The organism is Sinorhizobium sp., assembly GCF_059070375.1.
The window spans coordinates 68,066-92,934 of record NZ_JCACWC010000001.1 but is presented as its reverse complement, the minus strand read 5'-3'; the positions used below and the strand labels follow the sequence as shown (position 1 = coordinate 92,934).

Below are 24,869 nucleotides of genomic sequence, written 5' to 3'. Positions count from 1 at the left end.
CTAAGCCTTTGAATCCAGCCGGACCCGCGGGTCCAGGATGGTGTAACAGACGTCGATGATGAAGTTCAGGACGACGAAGAGGAGGACCATCATCATCAGGTAGGCGACGATGACGGGCCGATCGAGCAGGTTGATCGAGTCGATGATCAGCTTGCCCATGCCCGGCCAGGCGAAGATGCTTTCGGTGACCACCGAAAAGGCGATGAGCGAGCCGAATTCGAGGCCGATGATCGTCACGACGGGGATCATCAGGTTCTTGAGCACGTGTACGGCGATCACCCGGCGCTCGCGCAGACCCTTCGCCCGGGCGAACTTGACATAATCCTGGGGCAGGACCTCCTGCACCCCGGCGCGCGTTAGCCGCAGGATGAGGGACGTCTTGAACAGAGCGAGGTTGAAGGCGGGCAGGAGGAGATGCCTGATCCCCTCGCCGGTCAGAAACGACCATTGCACGCCGAACAGCTCCAGCGTCGGGCCGCGCCCGTTGGTCGGCAGCCAGCCCAGTTCGACCGAGAAGACCATGATCAGCATCAGGCCGACCCAGAATGTCGGCAGTGAAAACCCGAGGATCGAGCCGCTCATGATCAGCCTCGACGAGACCCGGTTCGGATAGAGACCGGCGTAAAGACCGAGCGGCAGGCCGACGACGAGCGCGATCGCCAAAGCCGAGATCGCCAGTTCGAGCGTTGCCGGCAGCCGTTCCAGAATGAGCCCCATGGCCGGCCGGCCATAGACGAAGCTGTCGCCGAAATCACCGTGCAGCAGACCTTGCAGGAACAGGACATATTGCCGCCAGAGCGGCTGATCGAGGCCATAATGAGCAATCACACGGGCGCGCTCGGCCTGATTGGCATCGGGGTTGATCAGGATATCCACCGGATTGCCGATCACGTTCACGCCGATGAACACGATCACCGTCATCGCGACGACGACGAACACCGCCTGGATCAACCGCCTGATTATCGATGTGACCATTGCCTTCTCCGGGACCCTGTTTTTACCGCATTGTCCAATGCCGAAGCGATTTCGCTAAAAGCGGCTTTCCGCCCGCACGCCGCTCTAACCCAATAGAATCGATCACCCTCATAATTTTAGGTCGATCCGAGCTAAAATCGTCGTGATCTAGGGGACAGAGATCGCCATCCCGTCGCGTTGCGGATCGGCGGCTCCCTTGGAAATGCCGTTTTCGATCCTGATCGCGTGGACCGCCGCGAAGGCGTAGGTCTGGGGCGAGCGGGCCACTTGATACCCCTCCGCGCGCAGTTCGTCCTCGACCGAATGGCGGATGCGGTTGCAGATGTCGATGGTGTTCGACACGCCGACGATTCGGGGCGCGACGACCGCCTCGAGCACCGGCATGCCGAAGTCGATCATGTTCATCAGGCATTGTGCGACGGCCGGAGCGATATAGCTGCCACCCGGCGCACCGATCACGATGCTGGGTTCTTCGTCCTTGAAGACGATGGTCGGCGCGGCGGAACTCGGCCGGCGCTTTCCGGGAGCGATTGAACCGGGCTTCCCCGGAACCGGATTGAAGCGGCTCATGGTGCCGTTATACATGAAGCCGAGGCCGTCCGTGATCGCGCCGGACGGGCTGCCCAGCGTGTGGGTCATGGCGACCGCATTGCCGTCCTTGTCGATAACCGAGATATGGGTCGTATCGCGTTGCGACCGGTCGAGGCGCGAGACATTGGCTCTTTCACCGGCCTTGATCGATGCGGCCAGGGCGGCTGCATGATCGCGCGACAACAGCTTCTCGTATGGCACCTCGACATGGGCGGGATCGCCCATATGGGCGTCCTTGTCGATCGTCATCCGCTTCATGGCCTCGAACAGAACGCGGATGTGCTCGGCGCTGCCGTGCCGCATCGCGCCGACGTCGAACTGTTCCATGATGTGCAGGAGTTCGAGCATCGGGAAGCCGGAACCCGGCGGAGGCGATGTGGCGATGCGGTGTCCGCGATATTCGCCCCAGACGGGCTTCACCCGCGACAGGTCATAACGGGCGAGATCCTGCCGGTCGATCAAGCCGCCATTGGTCTTGAAATCCTCAGCGATCTGCTCGGCGATCTCGCCATGGTAGAAGATGTCGGATCCGCCGCTGCGCGCGATGCGTTCGAGCGTCTGCGCCATATCCGTGTTGACGAGCATTTCCCCGACATTGCGGATATTTCCGTCCTCATGGAAATAGACGCGCCGGCCAGTGGCGGAATAGCGCAGCTTTTCAAACGTGTTGGCGAAGCCGTCGTTCGACTGGTCCTTGGTCCAGTACCAGTGCATGTGGCTGCGGATCATGAAGCCGTCGCGGGCATAGCGGATCGCCGGCGCGATGAGATCCTCCCAGTCGAACGTGCCGTAGTCCCTGAGCGCCGTCTCATAGCCCTTGAGGGAACCGGGCGTACAGACCGCAAGGTAGCCGATGTCAGAGACATTGCCTTCCAGCACGAAACCGAAGCCATCCCGGCTCTGATGCTTGATCGCGCCCAGCCACATGTCCGGCGTCGCCTTCAAGGGGGCGCGGGCGTAGAATTCGAGGATCTCGTGCACACCCTTCTTCGGCATGTGTACATGCATGGAGCCGAAACCGCCGATGCCTGCCATTTGCGGATCGACAACGCCCTGGACGAAGGCGCAGGCGAGCGCGGCGTCGATGGCGTTGCCGCCGCGCTCGAGCACATGAGCACCCGCTTCCACCGCCTCGGGCTGCGGCGCGACAATGGTTGCATTTCTCATCTTGCGCGACGGTCCTTCAATACCTTTGCGAGGAAGGCCTTGACGTGGCCCAGCACCTTGATCCGATCGTGGGAGACGCCCGGCACGCGCTCGAAGCTCACATTCACGCCGGCATCGCGGAACGATTTCGCAAGCGCCGCCAGACGCTCGGGGCGCGTCGCGCCGGCATCGTTCGCGCCCTCGATGTAATACCGCCCGCCGGGCTGGTGGGTGATTTCCCAAGTCTCCAGATCGGCGTCGCCGACGACCATTTGCACCGGGATTTTCGCAAGTTCCTGTTGCTGGAACGGACGGCCGAAACGGGCCTCTAGGTCACGAATGCCGACCCACCAGTCGCGCGTCGGATCGAGAAGCGTAACCGAGCCGGGAGCGCCAATCGACGCGGCCCAGAGCTTTTCCGGATGAAGGATGGCGAAGCGATGGGTGAAATGTCCGCCGCCGGAAAAGCCGAACATGGCGAAGGTCGACCAGTCCTGTCCGTATTTGGTAGCGACTTCCTCGACCATGGCGAGAACGACGCGGTCATAGCGGATTTCGCCTTCCTCGATGAACTTGTAACCGGAGCGCGCGCCGTCGCCGAGCACGCCGACGGGGAAGATCGGACACAGGATGGCGCAATCGTTGTAGAGGCCGAATTCGGCGAAACCGTCGCGGAAGTCGATGGCCGAGGTGCGGCCCGTGCCGTGCACGGCGACCAGAAGGTCGAGTTTGCGGCCATCGGCGGCCGTCGGCGGGACGTAGAGCAGCATATGAAGGCGCGGGTCGACCTGCGACGCGAAAATCGCCGTCTGTCCGTAGTCATAGATCGCCTTCGCCCGGGCATTGGCATCGCCCGTTCCGAGTTCCTGCATGATTGTCTCCTGGAAAGTCAAGAATGGGGGAGCCGCCTCACACCGCTCCCCGGGCCCGCCGTCAATTTGCAGGCTTCACTTCATAGGCGAGCGTGTACTTATCGCCACGCGGCGTGTAGGCGATCGTCTTTCGGGCGCCGAGCACGACGTTTTCGTAGTGCATGGGAAGGATCCAGAGATTGTCGAAGGTCTGTTTCGACAGCTCCTGCAGCAGCGGAACGCGCTTCGCCTCGTCAAGCGTCGAGCTCGCGCGGGCGAGCACCTCATCGATCTTCGGGTCCGACACACCGCCGCCATTGTAGCGCCCGGTTCCCTTCGCCTCGTCGCGAGTGGCGACCAGCGCCACCGTCGGATTGCTCGTCTCGCCGGTGTTGACGCCCCACGAGCCGAGATAAGTGCTGTACTGGCCTTCCGCATAGGCCTCCGAATACATGGCCCAGGGCATCACCTCGACCTTTGACTGGATGCCGATGCGCGTGAACATCTGGCCGACGGCCTGGAGCACCTCGGCATCCTTGACGTAGCGGCCGGAGGGGCCGTGCAGCGTCAGGGTGAAGCCGTCCGGATAACCCGCCTCTGCCAGGAGCGCCTTCGCGGCGGCCGGATCATAGGCAATGCTCTCGACCTTGTCGCTATGGCCGGCATAGCCTTCGGCGACGAACTGGTCGGCGACGGTGCCGTTCTTCTGCATGACGCGGTCAACGATGGCAGGGCGATTGATCGACATCAGCATGGCTTGGCGGACGCGGATGTCCTTGAGCGGGTTCTTGCCGAGGTCCGAACCGTTCGTCGCCTTGATGAAGGGCGAGGCATCGCGGCTCACATCCATGCCGAGATAGACGAGGCGCGAGGACTGGCCGTTGATGACCTGGAGGTTTTCGCTCGCCTCAACACGCGCCATGCCGTCTGCCGGAAGGGCTTCAATAATGTCGATCTCATTCGACAGGAGCGACGCCAGCCGGGCGCCATCGTCGGGCAGGAAGCGCAGGGTGACGTTCGACCAGTGCGACGCGCCGCCGAAATAATCCTCGTTCCGCTTCATCGTCAGGTCGCCGCCCGGCGTATAGGAGACGAAGGAATAGGCCCCGGTCCCGATCGCACACTTGCCGCTGTCGAAGTCCTGAACCGGCGCGTCCTTGCAGTCGGCGCTGATGATGCGGATGCGGCTGACCGAATTGAGGATCAGCGGATCGGGAACCTTGGTCTCGACGATGACGGTGAGCGGGTCCTTCGCGGTCACGTTCGCGATGTTGCGGGTGTAGGACGCAAAACCCTGGCTCGCCTTGTCGCGGGCCCGCAGCAGCGAGGTGACGACGTCGTTGGCGTCGAACTCACTTCCGTCATGAAACTTCACGCCCTCACGCAGCTTGAATTCCCAGTGCGTGTCATCGAGGGCCTCCCATTCGGTGGCAAGTTCCGGAGCGTTGGCCGACGTGCCCGTCAGGTTGACGAGACTGTCCCAGATATGCCGGGACGTCGCGTTGTTGGGCGCCGAGCTGTCCTCATGCGGATCGAGGGTGGTGGGCGTCGTCGACATGCCGATCGTCAGGGGAGTCTTCTCCTGCGCGGCGGCGAGTGCAGGGATGGCGATCGTGCCGAGCAGAGCGACGGCTGCTCGCGTCAATATGTTTGCGGTCATGTTGCTAAATCCCAGTTGGAGGTTTCCTGCCGGTCTGATGCCAGCCTTACGAGCGGTTCTGAGCCTCTCTTGGAAAAAAGCGTAGGTTTCCCGGATGCCCATTGTCAAACGGAAAACGAGCGTGTTACGTTTGTCGTAACGTTCATTTTCGACCCAGAATCTGGCGGCCATTCTGAAAGAAACTCTCCATGGACGATGATGAAAAACAAGAAAAAAGCTCGACTGTTCAATCAGTTGATGTCTGCATCGACGTCCTGCTCGACGTCGCGAAGAATCCGGACTGCCGGCTGGCCGACATCGCGAGGAGCATTGGCGAAACCAAGCCGAGAATCTTGCGAATGTTACGCACAATGGAACGACGAGGACTGGTCAGGAAGAGTAGTAGCGGGACCTATCGCCTCGGAAACACCGCGATCGTGCTCGGCACGGCCGCGTCAACCCAGGTCGACCTGGTCAGAATCGCAAACCCGATCCTGGAAGAGCTTGGGCAGAAGGTAAATGAAACGACCCAGCTAAGGATCATCGACAACGGCGAGTCGCTCTGCATCGCCAAGTTCGAGCCGACCCGGGATCTTCGGGTGCATTCCATGATCGGAAGGCGCCGACCGCTTCATGCCGGTTCTTACAAGGTTCTACTCGCCTACCTACCGCCGCAGGTCCAGGCGCAGATGATTCCCGAGAAGCTCGAGCGCTTCACCGCCCGGACCATCACGACTCGCGCCAGGCTGGAGGCGGAGCTGAAACGCGTTCGCGAGGCCGGTCATTGCGTCAGCCGCGGCGAGGTCAGTGATCAGCTTGTGTCGGTATCCGTCCCAGTGCTCGCCTTCGACGGCTCGGTCATCGCTGCCGTGAACATCGCCGCTCCAGCGTTTCGGACACAGGACAGCGACATTTCGCGTTACATTGCCCTACTGAAGAACGCCGCAAGGAAGATATCCGAGGGGCTCGGCTGGTAGAATTGCGACGGCGAGAATCCGTTGACGATCTTACCTTGCGATGCGACCGTCCCTTGGCATTGAGCGCTGGCGGTGCACACATGAGAATTGTGACCGACAAACGTTCACCGACCGACCGCCGACGATTGCTTCCCCTTATGCGCACCGGACAAGGAGGATCTCGGAGATTGTTAGTCTGCTCGGCCATAGCGCCGGCGGAACTCCTGGCTAGCGTGGGTGCGACGGCTGGGCATGCCGGTCAGCGGCGACACGATCCTGCGGCAGCTGAAGCGGGATGCCGCGCTAGCCTACTGCGCTGCATTCCACACGATACATTTGCCGATCTTGAAGGCACAAGACCCGAACATACGGAGACCGATCCCTCGACTGAGATCTTCCCTGCTAAACCGCGTTCCCCTCGCTCGCGCACGTCGACCGGTTTGCCGCTATTGCATTTGATGTGCTGGCGGATCCACGCTACGAAATACCGCCGAGGAGCGATGGTACGCCTCAATTCGGAGCGCCAGCCTGGCCGAACAGTGATAGACGATGGGCTGTGCAAAGTGTGAGTTGACCGTTCTAGATGGCGAGGCGACACTTGCGACCTGCAGCAAGGCAGGAGGAAAAAATAATGGCCGAACCAAGCCCCTGGCGCCACATTGCAAGCGCGCCGAAAGACGGCAGTCGGATTCTGGTTACGATCCGCCCGTCCGAGCAGGGGGCGGCAGAAGTTGACCTCGTGTATTGGTCGAATGGCGATCAGTTTGGTGCAGATGGCTGGCGCGCCTCTGATTCCTCGCCTGGCCGCATCATCGAATACGCCGAGCCGGAATTGAAGTGTTGGATGCCGATGCCCTCGGCCAATCTCGATCGCACCTCGATGCCCTCACCCTGGGAAGGCGAAGACGAGCGAGAGCTCGACGGATCCGGAATTTAAGAATTAGCGCTGCCATGTTGCGGAGACCATACGCAGGGGGTGGCGAAACCGCTCCGGCGCATCGACGGCCGCCACAAACGTCAGCGCCACCAGGACACCAACGCCAAGTGTCGTGATTAGCCGCTGTGCGTTTATCATCCTGGCGGGCGATGGCACGCAGCTTGCGCTCAAAACCTGCAAATTCATGCACAATCACACCAAGCACCTTAAATAGTACCGTCGCGATCGCTTCCAGGGTCGGATAGCCTGCAATCAGCTTGCGGATGCGCCCCGCGTAAGTGCGCCACGTCGTCGCCCCTATCTTGAGGCCGAAGGCGCAGGATGCCCCGGAGGCTTATCTCATATCGTGAAGCTTACCCTGCCGGATCGTCTCCAACGATGACCACCGCGAGCCCCGCGCGCACACCCGCTTCGCTTTCCAGCGCCTTGGTGGCGAATTTCATGGTTTCGATGACCGAAGCGGCAACAGCCTTGCCATTGATACACTGCGCCAAGGATCAGCCCATCCGTTCCGACGCGTAGGAACCCGGGCTCGGCGGGAAGACGACGACGCGGTTGCCGTTGATGAAGCAGCGGTGGTGGATATGGGCGTGCACGGCGCGGGCCAGCACCTGGCTTTCGACGTCGCGGCCGATCGAGACGTAATCCTCGGCCGACTGGGCATGGGTGATGCGGGCGATATCCTGCTCGATGATCGGTCCCTCGTCGAGATCGGCGGTGACGTAATGTGCCGTCGCGCCGATCAGCTTCACGCCGCGCTCATAGGCCTGCTTGTAGGGGTTCGCCCCCTTGAACGACGGCAGGAAGGAGTGGTGGATGTTGATGATCTTCCCCGACATCTTCTTGCAGAGCGCATCGGAAAGCACCTGCATGTAGCGGGCCAGCACGATCAGCTCGGCGCCGGTCTGCTCGACGACGTCCATCAGCTGGGCTTCGGCCTTGGGCTTGTTCTCCTTCGTCACCTTGATGCAGTGGAAGGGGATGTCGTGGTTGACGACCACCTTCTGGTAGTCGAAGTGGTTGGAGACGACCCCGACGATGTCGATCGGCAGGGCGCCGATCTTCCAGCGGTAGAGAAGATCGTTCAGGCAATGACCGAAGCGCGACACCATGAGCAGCACCTTCATCCGCTCTGCGGTATCGCGGATTTCCGCCGTCATGCCGAAACGCTTTGCCACCGGTTCGAACGCTTCGCGAAGCTCCTCCGCCTTCGCACCTTGCTCGCTGACGAAAGCCAGCCGCATGAAGAACAGGCCCGTTTCGAGGTCGTCGAACTGCGACGAGTCGACGATGTTACAGCCCTTTTCGGCAAGATATCCGGATACTGCCGCGACGATGCCGCGGGTGGATTCGCAAGTGACGGTCAGGACATAGGAAGTCATAGCAATCCTTTGTTCAAACATCAGGCAGGAGCGACGCACTGCGAACGACTCCGTCACATCGTCTTCTGTAGTTCCGGCAGGACGTCGAAGAGATCGGCGACGAGGCCGTAGTCGGCGACCTGGAAGATCGGCGCTTCCTCGTCCTTGTTGATGGCGACGATCACCTTGCTGTCCTTCATGCCGGCGAGGTGCTGGATCGCACCGGAAATGCCGCAGGCGATGTAGAGGTCGGGGGCGACCACCTTGCCGGTCTGGCCGACCTGCCAGTCGTTCGGCGCATAGCCGGCATCGACGGCGGCGCGTGAGGCGCCGACGGCGGCGCCGAGCTTGTCGGCAACCGGGAGGATGACTTCCTTGAACTTCTCCGAGGAGCCGAGCGCCCGGCCGCCGGAGATGATGATCTTCGCCGAGGTCAGTTCCGGCCGGTCGGAGGACGACAGCGCATCGGAAACATGGGCGGAAAGGCCGGGATTTGCCGCGGCGGCAACCGTCTCGACCGGGGCCGAGCCGCCGTCTTGAGCAGCGGCAAAGGAGGCGGTGCGCACGGTGATCACCTTCTTCGGCTCGCTCGTCTGCACCGTCTGGATGGCGTTGCCGGCATAGATCGGCCGTTTGAAGGTATCGGGCGCGACGACCTCGATGATCTCCGAAACCTGGGCGACGTCGAGAAGGGCTGCGACCCGTGGCATGACGTTCTTGCCGACCGAGGTGGCCGCGGCAACGACGGTGTCGTAATTGCCGGCGAGCGAAACGATCAGCGCGGCCAGCGGCTCGGCGAGATTGTTGGCGAGCGAGGCGTCCTCGGCAACCAGCACCCTGGCGACGCCCGAAAGCTTGGAGGCTTGCTCGGCAATCCCTTTGACGTTCTGACCGGCAACCAGCACATGCACGTCGGTTCCGGTCCCACTGGCGATCTTCGTTGCCGCCGTCAGCGCCTTCGCCGTCTGGTCGGAAAGGTGGCTGTTGTCGTGGTCAGCCAGAAGCAGAATGGCCATGGTAGAATTCTCCCTTTCGATCGAGCTCAACGATCCGTTCCGGATCGGAGCTCATGAGTCTGAAGTGGTTCATGCGTTTGCCCGGAAGCCTGTGTCCGCTTTCCGGACGCATGAACTTAAAGCACGCCGGCTTCGGTCTTGAGCTTCTCGACGAGCTCGGCGACCGTCTTCACCTTGACGCCGGCCTTGCGGCCGGAGGGCTCTTCGGTCTTCAAGACTTTCAGCCGCGGGCTGGTGTCGACGCCGAAATCGGCCGGGCTCTTCTTGTCGAGCGGCTTCTTCTTCGCCTTCATGATGTTCGGCAGCGAGGCATAGCGCGGCTCGTTGAGGCGCAGATCGGTGGTGACGACCGCCGGCAACTTCAGTTCGACCGTCTGCAGGCCGCCGTCGACCTCGCGGGTGACGTTGATCTTGCCGTCGCCGATCTCGACCTTGGAGGCAAAGGTACCCTGGGCCCAGCCGAGCAAGGCCGACAGCATCTGGCCGGTCTGGTTGGAATCGTCGTCGATCGCCTGCTTGCCGACGATGATCAGTCCCGGCTGTTCGGCCTCGGCGACTTGCCTGACGATCTTGGCCACAGCGAGCGGCTCGACCTGGTCCTCGGTCTCGACCAGGATCGCCCGGTCGGCGCCCATGGCGAGCGCGGTCCTGAGCGTCTCTTCCGCCTTGGCCGGGCCGATCGACACGACCACCACTTCACTCGCCTTGCCGGCTTCCTTCAGCCGCAGCGCCTCTTCGACCGAGATCTCGTCGAAGGGGTTCATCGACATCTTCACATTGGCAAGCTCGACGCCCGTTCCATCCGCTTTGACCCGGATCTTGACGTTGTAGTCGACGACCCGTTTAACAGGGACCAAGATCTTCATGGCTTCCTTCCTCACCAATTCGTTACATGCGGCCGCGCAGGGCTTCGGGATCGTAGGGCGATTCCGCGATCACCCGTGCCTTGCGGCGTTCGCCGAGGATCGGCACTTCCAGTTCCGTTCCGGGCGTGCCGAGTTCGACAGGCAGCAGTGCGAAGGCGATATCGTGGCCGACCGTGTAGGCGTAGCTGCCGGACGTGACGCGCCCGACAAGCTTGCCCTCGTGATAGACGCCCTCATGGATGAGCGAGCTTGCACCTTCCGTGTCGATGGCGATCGTCACGGAGCGCTCCTTCACGCCTTCCTTCTGCTGGCGCATCAGCGCGTCCCTGCCGATGAAATCGCCCTTGTCGAGCCGGATGAAGCGGTCGAGGCTGCTTTCCCATGCCGTCAGTTCCGGGTTCATGTCGCGGTACATGGCGCGGTAGGACTTTTCGAGACGCAGCGATTCCAACGCATGGTAGCCGATGAGGCGCAGGCCGTGCGGCTCGCCCGCCGCAAGGATCGCCTGCAGCAGCTGCCGCTGATACGGGAGCGGATGATAAAGTTCCCAGCCAAGCTCACCCTCATAGTTGACGCGCAGCATGCGTACGTCCGTCGCAAGACCGACCGTGCCGGACTTGACGCCGAACCATGGGAAGGCAACGTTGGAAAGGTCCATCTCGGTAAGAGCCTGCAACACGTCGCGCGCCTTGGGGCCAACGACCGTGAAGCAACCCCGCTCGTTTGTGACGTTGCGCAGCTGCACGCTGCCGTCCTTCGGCAAAAGCTTCGACAGGTCATCAAAATTCCAGCGTTCAGCGCGCGGCGTGGAGATCAGGTAAAAGCTGCCGTCTTCAAGGCGCGCCACGACATATTCCGCCTGCACACCGCCGTTCTTCGTTAGGTGGTGACTGAGGTTGACGCGGCCGATTTTCGGCAGACGATTGGCGAGAATCGTGTCGAGCCAGGCTTCGGCACCAGGGCCGGAGACTTCGAATTTCGTCATCGGCGTCATCTCGACGAGACCGACCGCCTCGCGCACCGCCCGCACCTCTTCGGCCACGTAATGGCCCTTCTGCGTCCAACGCCAGCTATACTGGTCCTTGGCTTCCACACCGTCCGGAGCAAACCAGTTAGGCACTTCCCAGCCATTCAGCACGCCCCAAACAGCGCCGCGCTGCGACAGGATATCGTAGGAGGGCGCAGTCTTCTGCGGGCGGGCAGCAGGCATGTCTTGGCCGGGATAGTGCAACTCCGCGTGAGTACCCCAGCTTTCCTTGACCTTGTGACGCGTCCATTCCTTGTTGGCATAGGTGCCGAAGCGACGCGGATCGAGCTCTGACGTGTCGAGACTGTTGGCACCCTCGACAATGCGTTCGGAGAGATAGTAGCCGATCGCACCGCCCCAGAGGATGCCGCCGGGCACGCCCTCGGCGATCCAGACATTTTCGAGCCCCCAGGCCGTGCCGACGAGCGGCAGCTCGTCCGCCGTCATCTGGAAGGGGCCGCGGACATTCGCCTTGATGCCGACGCGGCCGAGTGCAGGCACCATTTCAATGGCCGCTTCCCAGTTCCAGGCCACCGCGTCGAAATCTTCTTCCACAAGATCGGCACCAAACCACTCCGGAACGCCGTTTTCGGCAAAAAGCTTCAGGTGCTCGGTCTTCTCATAGGGACCGAACATCAGGCCGTCGCCCTCTTCACGCAGATAGCCCTCGAAACCTTCGTCGCGAAGAATCGGCATTTCCGGCAGGCCCTGGCGCTTGCGCTCGATGATCTCAGGCACCGCATCGGTAATCCAATACTGGTGAAGGATCGGGATCGCAGGGATTTCCAGGCCGAGCATGGCGCCCGTCTGGCGGGCGTAGTTACCGGTCGCCGAGATAATGTGCTCGCAGATGATCTCGCCATTGTTGGTGATGATCTTCCACTCGCCACTGGCAAGGCGCTCGAACCCCTTCACCTCAGTGTTGAGGTAGATCTTCGCGCCGCGGTCGCGCGCACCCTTTGCCATGGCCTGCGTTACGTCGGCGGGCGCGATGTGGCCGTCATCGGGATGGTAGAGTGCCGCCAACATATCCTTGTTGTTTTCGAGCAGCGGCCAGAGCTCGCACGCCTCCTGCGGCGTCACGAGTTCGGCGCGGATTCCCTGAACGGCGGCAACGCTCATATAGCTCTTATATTCGTCCAGGCGGTCACGCGTGTTGGCGATGCGCAGCTGGCCGCATTTGTGCCATCCCACATGCTGACCGGTCTCCGCCTCGAGGCCTTCATAGATCTCGATGGTCTTCGCGATCATTCGGCCGATATTGATGCTGCGCGAGTAGGAGGGGATGAGGCCGGCAGCGTGCCAGGTCGACCCGGCGGTAAGCTGCGTGCGCTCCAGAAGCGCGACATCCGTCCAGCCGCGCTTGGTGAGACCGTAGAGAATGGCGGCGCCGACGCAACCACCGCCGATGACGACGGCGCGAGCATGAGTTTGCATGGAAAGGTTTCCTCGAATTGGTTTTCACCAACCTACAAACGCCCTTTCGGCCTGTAATCTTGCTAAAAATTGTCGAGGGGCATAACTTCAGATTATGCACAGACTCCGCTCCCTCGTCCCGTCCGCCAACTACCTTTTCTGCTTCGAGGCCGCTGCCCGCAGGCGCAGCTTCACCGCGGCCGCGCAGGAGCTAAACGTCAGCCAGCCGGCCGTCAGCAAGACGATCCGCCTGCTGGAGGAAGCGACCGGGCTGAAGCTCTTTCGCCGCGACCACACGCGGCTGGAACTGACGGCGGAGGGCCAGCGGCTCTACAAGGAAACACAGGAGGCCTTCGACCACCTGCACATGGTCATTTCCTCGCTGCAGCAGAAGCATTCCAACGACGTGGTGCGCGTCTCGTTCTCAGCCTCCTTCGTGCAGCTCTGGCTGCTGCCACGGCTGAAGGACTTCAAGGCCAAGCACCCTGATGTGTCGCTGCGCATCGAAGAAAGCAGCCGCGACGATCAGGATCTGGTGGAAGAGGATATCGATCTTTCCGCGCGTCTCGGCAACGGCAAGTGGCCGGGCATTCACTCCTGGCGTTTTGTGACGGAAGAGGTGCTGCCCGTGTGCAGCCCTGAATATCTGAGGGACCACGGGCCAATCCACGAGCCGGCGGATCTCCTCCAGCATACGCTGCTCAATTTCGAGGAAAGGCACCGCACCCGTCTTGGCTGGCGCGAATGGCTGGAACGCCACGCGGTTCCCGTTGCCCGGCTGAAGCAGGATTTCGTCTTCACCGATGCGCTCGGCTCCATCGAGGCGGCGGTGCTTGGCCAAGGCATCGCGCTTGGCTGGAAGCACCTCGTCCATGACCATATACAAGCGGGACGGCTGGTCTTCCCACTGCAGGAAGCCTATCGGTCGGGGCACGCGATCCACATCATCATGCCGGCACAGCGACCGCCGAAACGCGGGACGGAACTCTTCCGCGACTGGCTGATCGAGCAGGACGCCGATGCGAGCGTTCCGCAATCCAACGGAATATGATGGCGCCGGCTAAAGCCTTTCGCCGGCAAAATGGGCGGCCTGGGCACCCGCTTCGTAATAGAGCTCCTTCAGCGGACGCAGGACCGGCTCTTTCGGATCGCTGAGCGGCAAGGGCAGCTCGGCTTCGGTCTTATCGCCAAGGACCAACTGCGCCAGCGTGCGCCCGAACACGGTGCCCGGGGCGATGCCGCGACCATTGTAACCGGAAAATCCGACCACCTTTTCGGCGAAGCGATGGAAGCGCGGCAGGGCATTGTCCGTCATCCCGATCTTACCAAACCATTCACATTCGAATTCGACGGGGCCAAGCTGCGGGAAGAGCCTTTTCAGCGCGCGTTTCGCCCACGCAACATGGATAGCCCGACCAGTGTTGCGCAACGCACCGACACTGCCAAAAATGAGCCTGCCAGCCTGATCCATGCGGAAGGACGACAAAATCTCCTTCGTGTCCCAGGCACCTTCACGCCCCGGCAGGATCGACGACAGTAAATCCGGCGACAGGGGCCTCGTTGCCAGGTTGAAATAGGGTAGATGCACCTGCTCACGACGGACGCCGCTCCATGGGCCAGTGCTGTAGGCATCCGTCGAGACGATAACCCACGAGGCGGTAATCGAACCACGGTCGGTGCGCACCCTCCATCCATCCGCGAAACGTTCGAATGCGGCAACGCGCGAACCGGTATGAATGACAGCGCCGGCGGCGATTGCGGCCTTTGCTAGACCGCGCACGTAGGCGAGTGGCTGCAGCGTACCCGCCCGCATGTCGAGCAGCGAGCCGGCATAGGCGCGGGTTCCGACACGACGTGCCGTCTGCGCCGCGTCGAGAAGCATGACGGGCGCACCGCGCCGCTGCCACTGGCTCGCCCGTTCCGTGATCTCCTTCAGCCCTGCGGCGCCCACCGCGCAGTGCAATGTCCCCTTGCGCTCCAGCTCGCAAGCGATGCCGTGTTTCTCGATGAGGTCCATGACCAGCCGCGGCGCATTGCCCAGCATATCGAGCAGACGTTCGCCATGGATGTCGCCGAGTGCACCGGGAAGGTCGTCCGGCATCACCCACATGCCGGCGTTGATCAGCCCAACATTGCGGCCGGCCCCGCCAAACCCGATTTCCGCCCCTTCGAGCACGACCGCATGGCGGCCCGCCTCGGCCAGGTGGAGAGCCGCTGAAACACCGGTAAACCCGCCGCCGACGATCACAACGTCTGCCCGCCGATCGCCCGCCAAAGGCTGCGTTGCCGGAGCGGGCGGCGCCGTCTTTTCCCAAAGCCCATGAGAGCGTGGGTCGTTCAGCATTGTCTCGGTCCTTCCAGGTCCTTGTTATTTCTGTTTCTTTGGCTGACCGAAGACATAGTCTGCCACCTTCGGCAGGAAGATGTCGGAACGATATGTCTTCGGCTTCTCGCCGACGGAACTGCCGGTGTTCAGGATGCCCGCCTGATAATCGTCGGCAAACAGGCTGTAGGGATAGGGTGCCTCGGTGGCGCTCGCCGCATCGAGCGCGGCGCGTTGGTCGGCGGCCAGCTCGAAATCGAGTGACGCCAGATTGTCATCGAGTTGATCGGGCCTGCTTGCACCGACGATTGCAGCGGCAACACCCGGGCGATTGACGACCCAATTCAGCGCCACCTGCGCCATGCTGCGCCCAACCTTCGCCGCCGTTTCCTCAAGGGCGGCGACGATGCGGGCATTGCGTTCGTTGAACAGGCCGAGGCCGGTGCCGGAGGCATCGAGCGCAAGGCGTCCCGCCTGTGCGCCGGAGCGGTACTTGCCGGAAAGAAGCCCCATGGCAAGCGGGCTCCAGGCGGTGATGCCGAGCCCTAGCGTTTCGGCAAGCGGAACGAATTCGTGTTCGATGCTGCGTTCGACCAGCGAATAGGGAAGCTGCAGGCTGATCGGCGTGGCCAGCGCGTGGGCTTCCGCCCAGGTCTGTGCCCGCGCCGCATACCAGCCGGGCACATCGGAAAGGCCCGCATACCGAATCTTGCCCGCGCGCACGAGATCATCAAGCGTGCGCATCACCTCCTCCACCGGGGTCATACGGTCCCAGGTGTGGAGGAGGTAGAGGTCGATGTAATCCGTCTTCAGCCGCCGCAGCGAGGCCTCGACCGCTCGCATGATGTTCTTGCGCCCGTTGCCGCCCGCATTGGGATTTCCGGGCGAAAGGTTGTTGGAGAACTTCGTCGCAATGACCACCTGGTCGCGCAGCCCGGCTTCGGCAACGAAACTGCCGACGAGGCTCTCGCTCATGCCCCCCGCATAAGAATTCGCCGTGTCGATGAAGTTACCACCAGCTTCGACATAGCGATTGAAGATCGCGCGGGCACTCGCCTCGTCACTGCCCCAGGAACCGCCAATACCGCGAATACCTGCATTGCCGAAGGTCATCGTGCCGAGCGCAAGGCGGCTTACCCGCAATCCGGAGCGGCCCAGAAGGTAGTAATGTTCGAGCGACATCGTCAGTCCTGCATTCTGCCTGAAGCACCCGCGCTACATGTCGCCCATATAGGGCCGGCGCGCGGTGCTTTGCTGCACGTAGTTGATCATGGTGATGAAGTCGAAGACCGGGCGGCCGGTCGCTGCCTGCACGGCATGGGCATAGGGCGGCAGGTCGCTGCACTCAAGCAGAATAGAGCGGACATCGGGATTGTCCTCCACGAGACGCCGGGCCACCTCCGTCACTTCCCGCTCGATCGCAGCGGAATCCAGCGTTCCGCGCTCTTCCAGAATGGCCTCGCGAAACTCCGTCTGCCCCTCCATGCCGGCAACGGCAAGAGGAATGTAGTCGGCGACGTTGCAGGCGGCAAAATGGCGCGCAGCCAATCGCGTGGCGTTGGCGGTGATAACGCCGACCCTGCCGCCGCACAAAGCATGCATGAAAGGAATCTGCATCAGGCTCGAAAGAAAAACCGGAATTTCGACAGCGGCCGCGACCTCTTCCTGAAAATAGGCCATGAAGCCGCAAGCGCCCGTGATTGCCTTGACGCCCCTGTTCTGCAGTTCGACGGCAGCCTCAATGAAGACTTCCTTCAGGGCAGGATCGCGCTGGTTGAGCAGGCGGTCGATCGAGGCGCCTCGCACCTCCTGGAAGCGCACCGGATAATCATAGGTCGTCGCATTGCCGACATTGCCGGGCACGCAGGGATAGGCGGCATCGAGGATCAGGATGCCGATCTGCTCACCATACCACGACTGCGTCTTTCGTGTGACCGTATAGACAGTCATCGTTGTTGTCTCCGATTTCCATGTCAGGGAAATGCGGCAGAGTTCCCTCTCCCGCCTGTTTAGTTCGTTACTCAACGAGGCGCGGCGCGCCCGTATCGGCGGCCGTGCCATCCAGGCCGTAGGACTTGAGGATGGTGACGATCGTGCCGTCCGCATGCATTTCGGCAATCGCGGCATCAAGCGCGACGCCGAACTCCTTGGCCTTCAGCGAATAGGGGAAAGCTGCCTGCGCGGCTTCCTTGGTCGCCTTCACACGCTCGTCCGGAGCAGCGACATTGACCTTCACGTCGCCAAGCGCCCCCTTCTGCGCAGCGACGACGCCGGTCGAATACCCATCGACCGCGACGTCGATACGGCCGGATGCCAGGTCCTGCTGCATGTTGACGGAATTCGGATAGAGCTTTAGCGAGCCGCCGAGCATCGCCTTCAAGTCGGCGACCCAGAGATAGCCCTGAACCGTACCGACCTGCTTGCCTTCGAGATCGGAGACGTTCTTGAAGCCTTCCTTCGAATAGATGCCCATCTGGTCGGTGTAAATCGGAGCAGAAAGGCTCATCACCTTCGCGCGTTCGGCCGTGCGATACCAGTCGCCGGTGGTGATATCAGCCTGACCGGAGAGGACATACTGGATGGCCGCCGCTGGATCGACCGCGACGGCCTTGACCTTAAGGCATTCACGCTTGGCGAATTCTTCGGCGATATCACCGTCGATACCCTTCATATTGCCGCTGTCGTCGACGAAGGAATGGGGAACATAGGTGGTGACCGCCACGGTCAGCGTGCCTGCTTCGACCGTGGTGAACTGGTGCTTCGGCGTGCACTCCTGGGCGTATGCGACCCCGACCGACAGGGCCAGGCCGGCAATACCGGCAAGGAGGAACTGCGTGGTGGTGATTATTGTAGGCATGCAGGTATCCTTTGAGCTTGGTTTCAACGTTGCGCGTAGAGGCCGGCACGCTTTTCGACGTAATTGACGAGAAGCGCGGCGGGAATGGAAATGGCTGCGTAGAGCACACCCGCGGCGAGTAGTGCGGGGAAATACCGGAAGGTCGTCGAACCGATCTCGTAGGCGCGGCTCACCAGCTCCGGGAGCGCGATGGTGAAGCAGAGCGAAGTGCCCTGGAAGATCAGGATGGAGAAACCAAGTAGCGCTGGAAGCGCCACCCGAAGGCCCTGTGGCAGAAGTACATAACGCAGCTCGTCGAACCGGTTGAGGCCAAGTGCCTCGGCCGCCTCCCGCTGGCCATGCGCGACGGACTGCAGGCTGGCACGGATGATCTCGCTGGTATAGGCGCCGGTGTTCCAGGCAAGGGCGATGATCGCGGCCGAGAAGGAACCGAGCGTCAACCCGGTCGTCGGCAGACCGAAATAGATGAACTGCAAAAGCACCAGTGCCGGCGCGCCGCGACCGACCTCGACGAGAAAGAGGCTGATGCCTTTCAGCAAGCGGCTCTTGGCGAGAACGCCCAGCGCCAGGAGGAGACCGAAAGGAATACCGATCAGCAGGCTGAGGGCCGTTACCTGGAGGCTGATTGAAAGGCCGCCAAGGAGGTCCGGGAGCCAGGCGGCGATTTCGTCTTGGGTCGGAAACATCAACGTGCCACCTTTGCCCGGAGATAACCGTCGGCCACGCGCGAGAGCCAGGCGATCGGCAGGCTCAGGAGCACATAGAACAGGCCGACAAGCGCGAAGACTTCAAGACCGCGGAACGTCAGCTGGGAGAGCTGGTTGCCCTGGTAGGCAAGCTCCGCCACGCCGATTGTGGAGGCAACCGCGGTCTCTTTCATCAGGCCGATCAGATAGCTCGCCGCCGACGGCAGCGCGACGCGGAAGGCCTGTGGCGCAACGATATCGCGGAAGATAGACCAGCGGCCGAGATCGAGCGCCGCCGCGGCCTCCCACTGGCCGAAATGGATGGAAGCGACGGCGCCGCGATAGATTTCCGCCATGTTCGCGGCCGCGATCAGCCCGAGGCCCATTAGAGCGGCGTTGAAGGGGCTTATCGGCATCACGCCCATGCCAAGGCCGAAGAAGATGATGAAGAGCCAGAGGATCGGCGGGATGGCGCGCACGATCTGAATAGCGGTCATGGCAATGAAGCGGAGCGGCCGGAGGCGGCTTCGGCGCGCCGCAAGCAGCGGAACGCCGAGCACGGCGCCGATGAGGAATGCACCAGCCGTGAGCGCGACCGTCCAGGTCAAGCCTCGCAGGATCGGCAGAAGGTCCGCCGCGTTCATCGGTCATGTACCGCGCGAAGGAAACGCTTCGTCCGCTCCTGCTGCGGATTGCGCATGACCTCCTTGGACGGTCCCTTCTCGACTATATGCCCGTCGGCCATGATCATGACCGTATCGGAAACATTTTCTGCAAATCCCATCTCGTGGGTAACGACGATCATCGTCATGCCGGTTTCGGCCAGTTCCCGCATGACAGCGAGAACCTCAAGACCGAGTTCGGGATCGAGCGCCGAGGTCGGCTCGTCGAAAAGCATGATCTCGGGATCGAGGGCGAGAGAGCGCGCTATGGCGATGCGCTGCTGCTGGCCACCGGAACACCGGACGGGAAACTGTGCCGCCTTGTCAGCAAGCCCCACCCGCTTGAGGAGTTGCATGGAGCGCTCGTCCGCTTCCGCGCGACTGCGGCCAAGAACGCGTTCCTGCGCAAGGCTGACATTGCGCAGAACCGACATGTGCGGAAAGAGGTTGAAGGACTGAAACACCATGCCGACCCGCCGACGCAGACCGGAAAGCTCCGCCCGCGCAACCGGACGGGCAGCGTCGATCGTCATCGATCCGATTGTAATGGTGCCGCCATCCGGCGGTTCGAGATAGTTGATGCATCGCAGCAGCGTGCTCTTGCCGGAGCCGCTCGGCCCGATGATGGCGAGCACTTCGCCTGAGCGCACATCGAGATCGATGCCGTCGAGAACCGTATGGCTGCCGTAACGCTTGCTGAGAGACTTTAGGCGGATGAGTACGTCCGTCGAGGCTGGCATCATCGCGGGGTGTGCCCTGCCATGCAGCCGATCATCTTCCCGCAGATAAAGGATGGCACCATCCATATCATCGTGACCCCCAATAGATCCGCACTCCGCGCGCCGCCTTTGCGGGGCTGGTTATTGCCTGAGCTGCCTGGTTATGAATTGGTCGTCGGAGTTCCCGCTTGCGACCGTGTTCCCGTCGTTACTGGAGGATGGTAGCATTCTGCCACGCGCTGAGCAGGGCGAAAAAATTGCCTCCCTACCAAACCTGAAGTTATGCAACGTCGCCGGGGGTGAAGGAAATCTGCAACTCCTCATCGTCACGGTAGAGAGGAGGACGTTGTTAGGGTTCGATTGCCCCGCTTGGCAACTGCCTTCCAGCGCCACCCTGCTGAAACCCTGCTTGAACTGTGTCCGTGCGTTTCGATCTCGCAGCCTCTCCGGGGCTCAAGCTTGGAGCAGAATTCGCGTCCTGTTGCTTCGCGACACCCACCAACCATTTGTGAAATCTCTGCCCGAACGGCTTTTCAAGGGTGGTCCTGTCCCAAGCCAGATAATAGCTTTCGGGCAAGCGCATGCGGATGTCGAACGGGACGATCAGCGTGCCCGCGGCAACCTCCTCCTGAACCATCGAAAGCTGCGCAAGCACGAAACCTCTCCCGTTTGCGGCCGCATCGATGGCGCTGCTCGATAGCGTGAAGGAGAGACCGGAGAACGTCTGATGGCCGTCGGCGGAGATCAGCCTCGCCCAATCCTGCCATTGCGGCGAAGCCTTGTAGTCGGCCTCCCATTCCACATTGAGGAGCGGAAACGTCAGGATGTCCTGGGGGCGCTGGGGGACACGGTTGGAGATCAGCGCAGGCGAACAGGCGGGGACGACCCAGTCGGTGAACAAATGTGCGACGTGCTCATGCACGTGGGAACGTCGACCGTAAGTGATACGGAAATCCACCTCTTCGATGCCGAGCCGCGGTTCTTGCTCCTGGCCGAGAATTCGGACGTTTGAGTCCGGACAGAGGGCTTGCCAATCGAAGATTTTACGGCTGAGCCACCGGCTCGCAACGGATGACAGCGCGCTGAGCACGATTGCGCTCTCGTTCCTGGCACGCGTCAGAACGTTGGCAGCATGGGAGAGCTGCTGAAACCCCTTCGCGACCTCGCGGTAATAAAGCCGTCCCCAGGTCGACAGTTCCACCCGCCGCCCCCGGCGCTCCAGTAGCGTCAATCCAAGACATTGCTCCAGATTGCGCACGAGCTGGCTGACCGCACCAGGAGACACACCGAGGTCCTCCGCAGCCGCGCTAACCGTGCCGCAGCGGCCTATAGCTTCGAAAGCCTGCAGGCCCCGCAGGGATGGATTCGACATCGTCACGCACTCTCACTTCGGCGTCCAATTTAGATTTTCTAAAATAGAATGCAGGTACTGGCAACTTGTTGGCATCAAAAAAACTGAGAACATTGCCTTAGCAAAACGCAAGGAGAGCAGGATGTTTCTCAAGAATGCATGGTACGTCGCAGCCTGGGATCATGAAGTTGGCCGCGAGTTGAAACCGGTCACAATGCTCGGCGAGAACATCGTCCTTTACCGCCTGCAGGATGGTCAGCCGGCTGCGCTGGAAGATGCCTGTCCCCATCGCAAGCTTCCGCTTTCGATGGGTCGAATCAAGGGCGACGATGTCGAATGCGGCTATCACGGCCTGACCTTCGACTGTTCCGGCACCTGCACCCGCGTGCCCGGCGCCGAGCGTATCCCACACGTCGCCAAGGTGCGCTCCTACCCGATTCATGAGCGCTACGGCTTGCTCTGGGTCTGGATGGGCGATGCCGCAAAGGCCGACCCGAAGGATATTTTCGAGGTGGAGCATTTTGACGATCCCGCCTGGGGCATCAATCGCGGCGAGTCGATGACGCTCAACTGCAACTATCTCTACATGACGGACAATCTGCTCGATCCGTCCCATGTCGCCTGGGTCCATCAGTCGTCCTTCGCAAGTTCGGCCTGCGAGGAAACGCCGCTGGAGACGACCGTGAAGGATGATGGCGTGACCGTTTGGCGCTGGATGATAGACTCCGAGCCGGCGCCCTTCTATGCGCCCTTCCTTCAATTCAAGGGCAATACCGACCGTAAGCAGCATTATGAGGTCCGCTACCCCAGCAATGCGATCATCAAGGCCATCTTCGCACCGGCTCATACAGGCGGGGAAGGCCGCGCGCTACCGGAAGACACCTTCCTCATGGACAGCTACAACTTCATGACGCCGGTCGATAAGAACCGGACCAAGTACTATTGGTTCCAGATGCGCAATTTCGCGCCCGATGATGCCGAAGTCTCGGCGCGCTTCGCCAAATCCGTGCGTGGGGCCTTCGAGGAGGACCGTGTGGTGCTGGAGGCCGTCCATCACGGCATGGCCAACAAACAGACGCCTAACCTCGACCTGAAGATCGATGTTGGCCCGATGCGCTTCCGGCGCAAGCTGGCGCAGATGATCGCCGCCGAGGCGCAAGCTCCTGCCACCGACGCCGCAGAATAAGGACTGCCCCGGATGAACGACGCCGCGGCTTCGCGCTTCCGCCCATTCGAGGTCGTCTCGAAGGTGCGCGAAAGCGCCACCATCACCTCCTTCCATCTCGCGCCGCTCGATGGCAGCCACTGGCGGTCCTTCGAGGCCGGGCAGTTCCTCACGCTACGCGTTCCGGATGGTCAGGGCGGCCATGTTTTGCGCAACTATACCGTCTCATCTTCGCCGCGCGAGGAAGGCATCTACAGGATCACGGTGAAGCGCGAGGCAGCCCCGTCCGACGAGGTGCCACAGGGCCTTAGTTCCTGCTGGCTGCATGACGTGGTCGAGCCCGGCGCCGTCATCGAGATCGACACGCCGCGCGGTGGCTTCAAGCTCGATACGGCCAGCACACGGCCCGTGGTCCTGCTGTCCGGCGGCGTCGGGCTCACACCGACGGTCTCGATGCTGAATGTGCTGGCGCGGGAAAGCGAGCGGCCCGTCTGGTTCATCCATGCCTGTGACAGCGCCGACGTGCATGCCCTGCGCGGCGAGGTAGAGACGCTCGCCTCGTTGCGTACCGGGATCACCGCCCATTTTTGCTATCGCTTCACCGAGAACTGCGCGCGCTGCCATTCGACTGGCTTCCTGTCCCGCACCACGCTGCAGGGCCTTTTGCCGCTCGACGACTACGACGTCTACATGTGCGGCCCGCCACCCTTCATGCAGGCGCTTTACGGCATCCTGACCGAACTTGGCGTGCGCAGGGAACGCATCGCCTATGAATTCTTCGGCCCGGCGAGCCTGCTAACGGCGGAGGACGAGACGCCCGCTCTGAAGGCACCGCCCGCGCCGGTGGCGGTCAACGATCGCGGCGTTCAGATCGTCCTCAAAAAATCGGGGCGCAGCTTTGCCTGGGACGGCAATAGCGATTCCATCCTCGCCTTCCTGGAAGCGCAGGGGATCGAGCCCGCCTTCTCCTGCCGGGCAGGCGTGTGCGGAACCTGCGAGCAAGGCCTCTTCTCCGGCGAGGTCGACTATTTCGAGGCCCCGCTCGACGACCTGCCGGCCAACCGGGTGCTGCTGTGCTGTACCCGCCCGAAATCCTCTGTCGTGCTCGATCTCTGACCCAGGCAGCGGCCTGATCCCGCATTCATCCAAGGAGGCTTCATGACAAATCCGCTTCACACCGAGCTCCCGCTAAATCCGCATGTGGCCGGTCTGCCGCCTTACAATGCCGGGATGAATATCGCCGCAGCAAGGCAGCGCAGCGGCTTCGAGGATATCGCGGCGCTCGCCAGCAACGAGAACCCGGATGGCTGCTCTCCGAAAGTCGCGGCGGCGCTCGCCGGCCTCAATCCGGCGCGGTATTCCGACCCCGCCTGCACGGCATTGCGCGCTGCACTCGGCGAGAAACTCGGGCTGGCTACGGACCGTATCGTCGTCGGCAACGGTTCGGAAGAAATGATCGCGGCCGTCTGCCGGGCGGTCCTGCGGCCCGGCGCCGTCGTCGCCACCGTCTGTCCCGGCTTCGGCCTTCACGAGATAGAGGCACTCGCCAATGGCGCCGTTATCGAGAAGGTCGCGATGCGGGCGAACCTCGATTTCGATATTCCGGCGATCCTCGCCGTGCTCGAACGGGCGCCGGCTATCTTCTTCCTGTCCTCTCCCTCCAATCCGGTCGGCCTGGCGCTCGACCGCGACAGCCTCGACCGCATCGTCGCGGCGGTTCGTCCGGAAACGCTTCTGGTGCTGGACGAGGCATATTTCGAATTTACCGATGACGACCTGCCGGATGGCCTCGCCGTACTCTCCACCTCGGCCCTGTCCTTCGTGGTGCTGCGCACCTTCTCAAAGTCCTATGGACTGGCGGGGCTGCGGGTCGGCTATGCCGTGACCTCGGATGCACGGCTCGCGCGCGCCATGACCGCCGCCAAGACGCCGTTCAACGTCAATGCCGCGGCACAGGTCGCGGCAGTCGCCGCCCTTCAGGATGAGGCGTGGATGAAGGCCTCTGTGACGCGGCTGAAGGCCGAGCGCATGCGCGTGGCCGATGCCATTACCGCAATGGGCCTGACGGCAGCGCGCTCGCAGACGAATTTCCTGTTCCTCGACGTGCGCCGGGACAGCCAGGCGGCGATGGATCACTTCCTGTCGCGGGGCATCGTCGTCAAGCCTTGGAAGGAAAAGGGCTTTGAAAGCTTCATCCGCGTAACGATCGGCACGCCGTCCGACAACGACCGTTTTCTCGACGCGCTTCGCGCTTTCGTCATGGGGTGACGCCGGCTGGCGTCCCCTCACCAAGCAAAACAGGGACCGGACCACGGCCCACGGGAA

General features: G+C 62.1%; 22 protein-coding genes and 2 pseudogenes. 7 read left to right on the top strand and 17 right to left on the bottom strand.

Annotation, left to right across the window (positions count from 1 at the left end):
• The 4 genes from AC5J09_RS00470 to AC5J09_RS00455 all read right to left on the bottom strand — a co-directional run bounded on the left by AC5J09_RS00470 (position 1) and on the right by AC5J09_RS00455 (position 5,223).
• Entirely contained in the window at positions 1 to 975 is a 975-nt protein-coding gene (locus AC5J09_RS00470) for an ABC transporter permease (protein WP_494296553.1), read from the bottom strand.
• Between the two features lie 147 nt (positions 976 to 1,122).
• A complete protein-coding gene (gene ggt / locus AC5J09_RS00465) occupies positions 1,123 to 2,733 on the bottom strand; it encodes a gamma-glutamyltransferase (protein ID WP_494296552.1) in 1,611 nt (536 codons plus the stop codon).
• Complete coding sequence (locus AC5J09_RS00460; protein ID WP_494296551.1) at positions 2,730 to 3,584, bottom strand: alpha/beta hydrolase family protein; 855 nt, start codon at positions 3,582 to 3,584, stop codon at positions 2,730 to 2,732. Before AC5J09_RS00460 ends, ggt begins: the two co-directional genes overlap by 4 nt.
• Before the next feature lie 61 nt (positions 3,585 to 3,645).
• Positions 3,646 to 5,223, bottom strand: a complete 1,578-nt coding sequence (locus AC5J09_RS00455; RefSeq protein ID WP_494296550.1) for an ABC transporter substrate-binding protein — start codon at positions 5,221 to 5,223, stop codon at positions 3,646 to 3,648.
• Between the two features lie 188 nt (positions 5,224 to 5,411).
• On the opposite strand from AC5J09_RS00455, the gene AC5J09_RS00450 reads away from it, so the two are divergent.
• The 3 genes and pseudogenes from AC5J09_RS00450 to AC5J09_RS00440 all read left to right on the top strand — a co-directional run bounded on the left by AC5J09_RS00450 (position 5,412) and on the right by AC5J09_RS00440 (position 7,095).
• Positions 5,412 to 6,179, top strand: coding sequence for an IclR family transcriptional regulator (locus tag AC5J09_RS00450; RefSeq protein WP_494296549.1), 768 nt, complete (start codon positions 5,412 to 5,414; stop codon positions 6,177 to 6,179).
• A gap of 58 nt (positions 6,180 to 6,237) precedes the next feature.
• A pseudogene (locus AC5J09_RS00445) lies at positions 6,238 to 6,467 on the top strand (ISL3 family transposase); the annotation flags it as partial.
• Positions 6,468 to 6,789: 322 nt separating this feature from the next.
• Positions 6,790 to 7,095: a hypothetical protein gene (locus AC5J09_RS00440; RefSeq protein WP_494296548.1), complete on the top strand. Its 306-nt coding sequence runs from the start codon at positions 6,790 to 6,792 to the stop codon at positions 7,093 to 7,095.
• A gap of 359 nt (positions 7,096 to 7,454) precedes the next feature.
• Here the strand turns inward: AC5J09_RS00440 and AC5J09_RS00435 are convergent.
• The 5 genes and pseudogenes from AC5J09_RS00435 to AC5J09_RS00415 form a co-directional block, all read right to left on the bottom strand.
• Positions 7,455 to 7,589: pseudogene (locus tag AC5J09_RS00435) on the bottom strand (bifunctional methylenetetrahydrofolate dehydrogenase/methenyltetrahydrofolate cyclohydrolase); the annotation flags it as partial.
• A gap of 3 nt (positions 7,590 to 7,592) precedes the next feature.
• Positions 7,593 to 8,477, bottom strand: a complete 885-nt coding sequence (purU, locus tag AC5J09_RS00430; RefSeq protein WP_494296547.1) for a formyltetrahydrofolate deformylase — start codon at positions 8,475 to 8,477, stop codon at positions 7,593 to 7,595.
• Positions 8,478 to 8,530: 53 nt separating this feature from the next.
• A complete protein-coding gene (locus AC5J09_RS00425; protein ID WP_494296546.1) occupies positions 8,531 to 9,472 on the bottom strand; it encodes an electron transfer flavoprotein subunit alpha/FixB family protein in 942 nt (313 codons plus the stop codon).
• A gap of 116 nt (positions 9,473 to 9,588) precedes the next feature.
• Positions 9,589 to 10,338, bottom strand: coding sequence for an electron transfer flavoprotein subunit beta/FixA family protein (locus AC5J09_RS00420; RefSeq protein ID WP_494296545.1), 750 nt, complete (start codon positions 10,336 to 10,338; stop codon positions 9,589 to 9,591).
• A 22-nt stretch (positions 10,339 to 10,360) separates the two neighbouring features.
• Positions 10,361 to 12,802: a GcvT family protein gene (locus AC5J09_RS00415; RefSeq protein ID WP_494296544.1), complete on the bottom strand. Its 2,442-nt coding sequence runs from the start codon at positions 12,800 to 12,802 to the stop codon at positions 10,361 to 10,363.
• A 94-nt stretch (positions 12,803 to 12,896) separates the two neighbouring features.
• Between AC5J09_RS00415 and AC5J09_RS00410 the strand changes: the two genes are divergently transcribed.
• Positions 12,897 to 13,832: a LysR substrate-binding domain-containing protein gene (locus AC5J09_RS00410; protein WP_494296543.1), complete on the top strand. Its 936-nt coding sequence runs from the start codon at positions 12,897 to 12,899 to the stop codon at positions 13,830 to 13,832.
• A 9-nt stretch (positions 13,833 to 13,841) separates the two neighbouring features.
• Here the strand turns inward: AC5J09_RS00410 and AC5J09_RS00405 are convergent, their stop codons facing one another.
• From AC5J09_RS00405 to AC5J09_RS00370, 8 genes are all read right to left on the bottom strand, one after another.
• Positions 13,842 to 15,125, bottom strand: coding sequence for an NAD(P)/FAD-dependent oxidoreductase (locus AC5J09_RS00405; RefSeq protein ID WP_494296542.1), 1,284 nt, complete (start codon positions 15,123 to 15,125; stop codon positions 13,842 to 13,844).
• 24 nt (positions 15,126 to 15,149) lie between these two features.
• A complete protein-coding gene (locus tag AC5J09_RS00400; protein WP_494296541.1) occupies positions 15,150 to 16,286 on the bottom strand; it encodes an aldo/keto reductase in 1,137 nt (378 codons plus the stop codon).
• A gap of 33 nt (positions 16,287 to 16,319) precedes the next feature.
• On the bottom strand, positions 16,320 to 17,054 hold the full coding sequence (locus tag AC5J09_RS00395; RefSeq protein WP_494296540.1) for an aspartate/glutamate racemase family protein: 735 nt from the start codon (positions 17,052 to 17,054) through the stop codon (positions 16,320 to 16,322).
• Positions 17,055 to 17,121: 67 nt separating this feature from the next.
• Positions 17,122 to 17,961: a substrate-binding periplasmic protein gene (locus AC5J09_RS00390; RefSeq protein WP_494296539.1), complete on the bottom strand. Its 840-nt coding sequence runs from the start codon at positions 17,959 to 17,961 to the stop codon at positions 17,122 to 17,124.
• A gap of 23 nt (positions 17,962 to 17,984) precedes the next feature.
• Positions 17,985 to 18,647, bottom strand: a complete 663-nt coding sequence (locus tag AC5J09_RS00385) for an amino acid ABC transporter permease (protein WP_494296538.1) — start codon at positions 18,645 to 18,647, stop codon at positions 17,985 to 17,987.
• Positions 18,647 to 19,291, bottom strand: coding sequence for an amino acid ABC transporter permease (locus tag AC5J09_RS00380; RefSeq protein ID WP_494296537.1), 645 nt, complete (start codon positions 19,289 to 19,291; stop codon positions 18,647 to 18,649). Before AC5J09_RS00380 ends, AC5J09_RS00385 begins: the two co-directional genes overlap by 1 nt.
• On the bottom strand, positions 19,288 to 20,049 hold the full coding sequence (locus AC5J09_RS00375; RefSeq protein WP_494297036.1) for an amino acid ABC transporter ATP-binding protein: 762 nt from the start codon (positions 20,047 to 20,049) through the stop codon (positions 19,288 to 19,290). The genes AC5J09_RS00380 and AC5J09_RS00375 overlap by 4 nt, the downstream gene beginning before the upstream one ends.
• A 328-nt stretch (positions 20,050 to 20,377) precedes the next feature.
• Positions 20,378 to 21,400 carry a LysR substrate-binding domain-containing protein gene (locus AC5J09_RS00370; RefSeq protein ID WP_494296536.1) on the bottom strand — a complete coding sequence of 341 codons (1,023 nt, stop codon included), beginning with the start codon at positions 21,398 to 21,400 and terminating at the stop codon, positions 20,378 to 20,380.
• Between the two features lie 121 nt (positions 21,401 to 21,521).
• Between AC5J09_RS00370 and AC5J09_RS00365 the strand changes: the two genes are divergently transcribed.
• Genes AC5J09_RS00365 through hisC form a run of 3 tightly spaced genes read left to right on the top strand, consistent with a single transcriptional unit; the run spans position 21,522 to position 24,812 of the window.
• Entirely contained in the window at positions 21,522 to 22,565 is a 1,044-nt protein-coding gene (locus AC5J09_RS00365) for an aromatic ring-hydroxylating dioxygenase subunit alpha (protein ID WP_494296535.1), read from the top strand.
• Positions 22,566 to 22,577: 12 nt separating this feature from the next.
• Positions 22,578 to 23,660, top strand: a complete 1,083-nt coding sequence (locus tag AC5J09_RS00360) for a 2Fe-2S iron-sulfur cluster-binding protein (RefSeq protein WP_494296534.1) — start codon at positions 22,578 to 22,580, stop codon at positions 23,658 to 23,660.
• 42 nt (positions 23,661 to 23,702) lie between these two features.
• Positions 23,703 to 24,812, top strand: coding sequence for a histidinol-phosphate transaminase (gene hisC / locus AC5J09_RS00355; RefSeq protein WP_494296533.1), 1,110 nt, complete (start codon positions 23,703 to 23,705; stop codon positions 24,810 to 24,812).
• Positions 24,813 to 24,869: the final 57 nt, after the last annotated feature.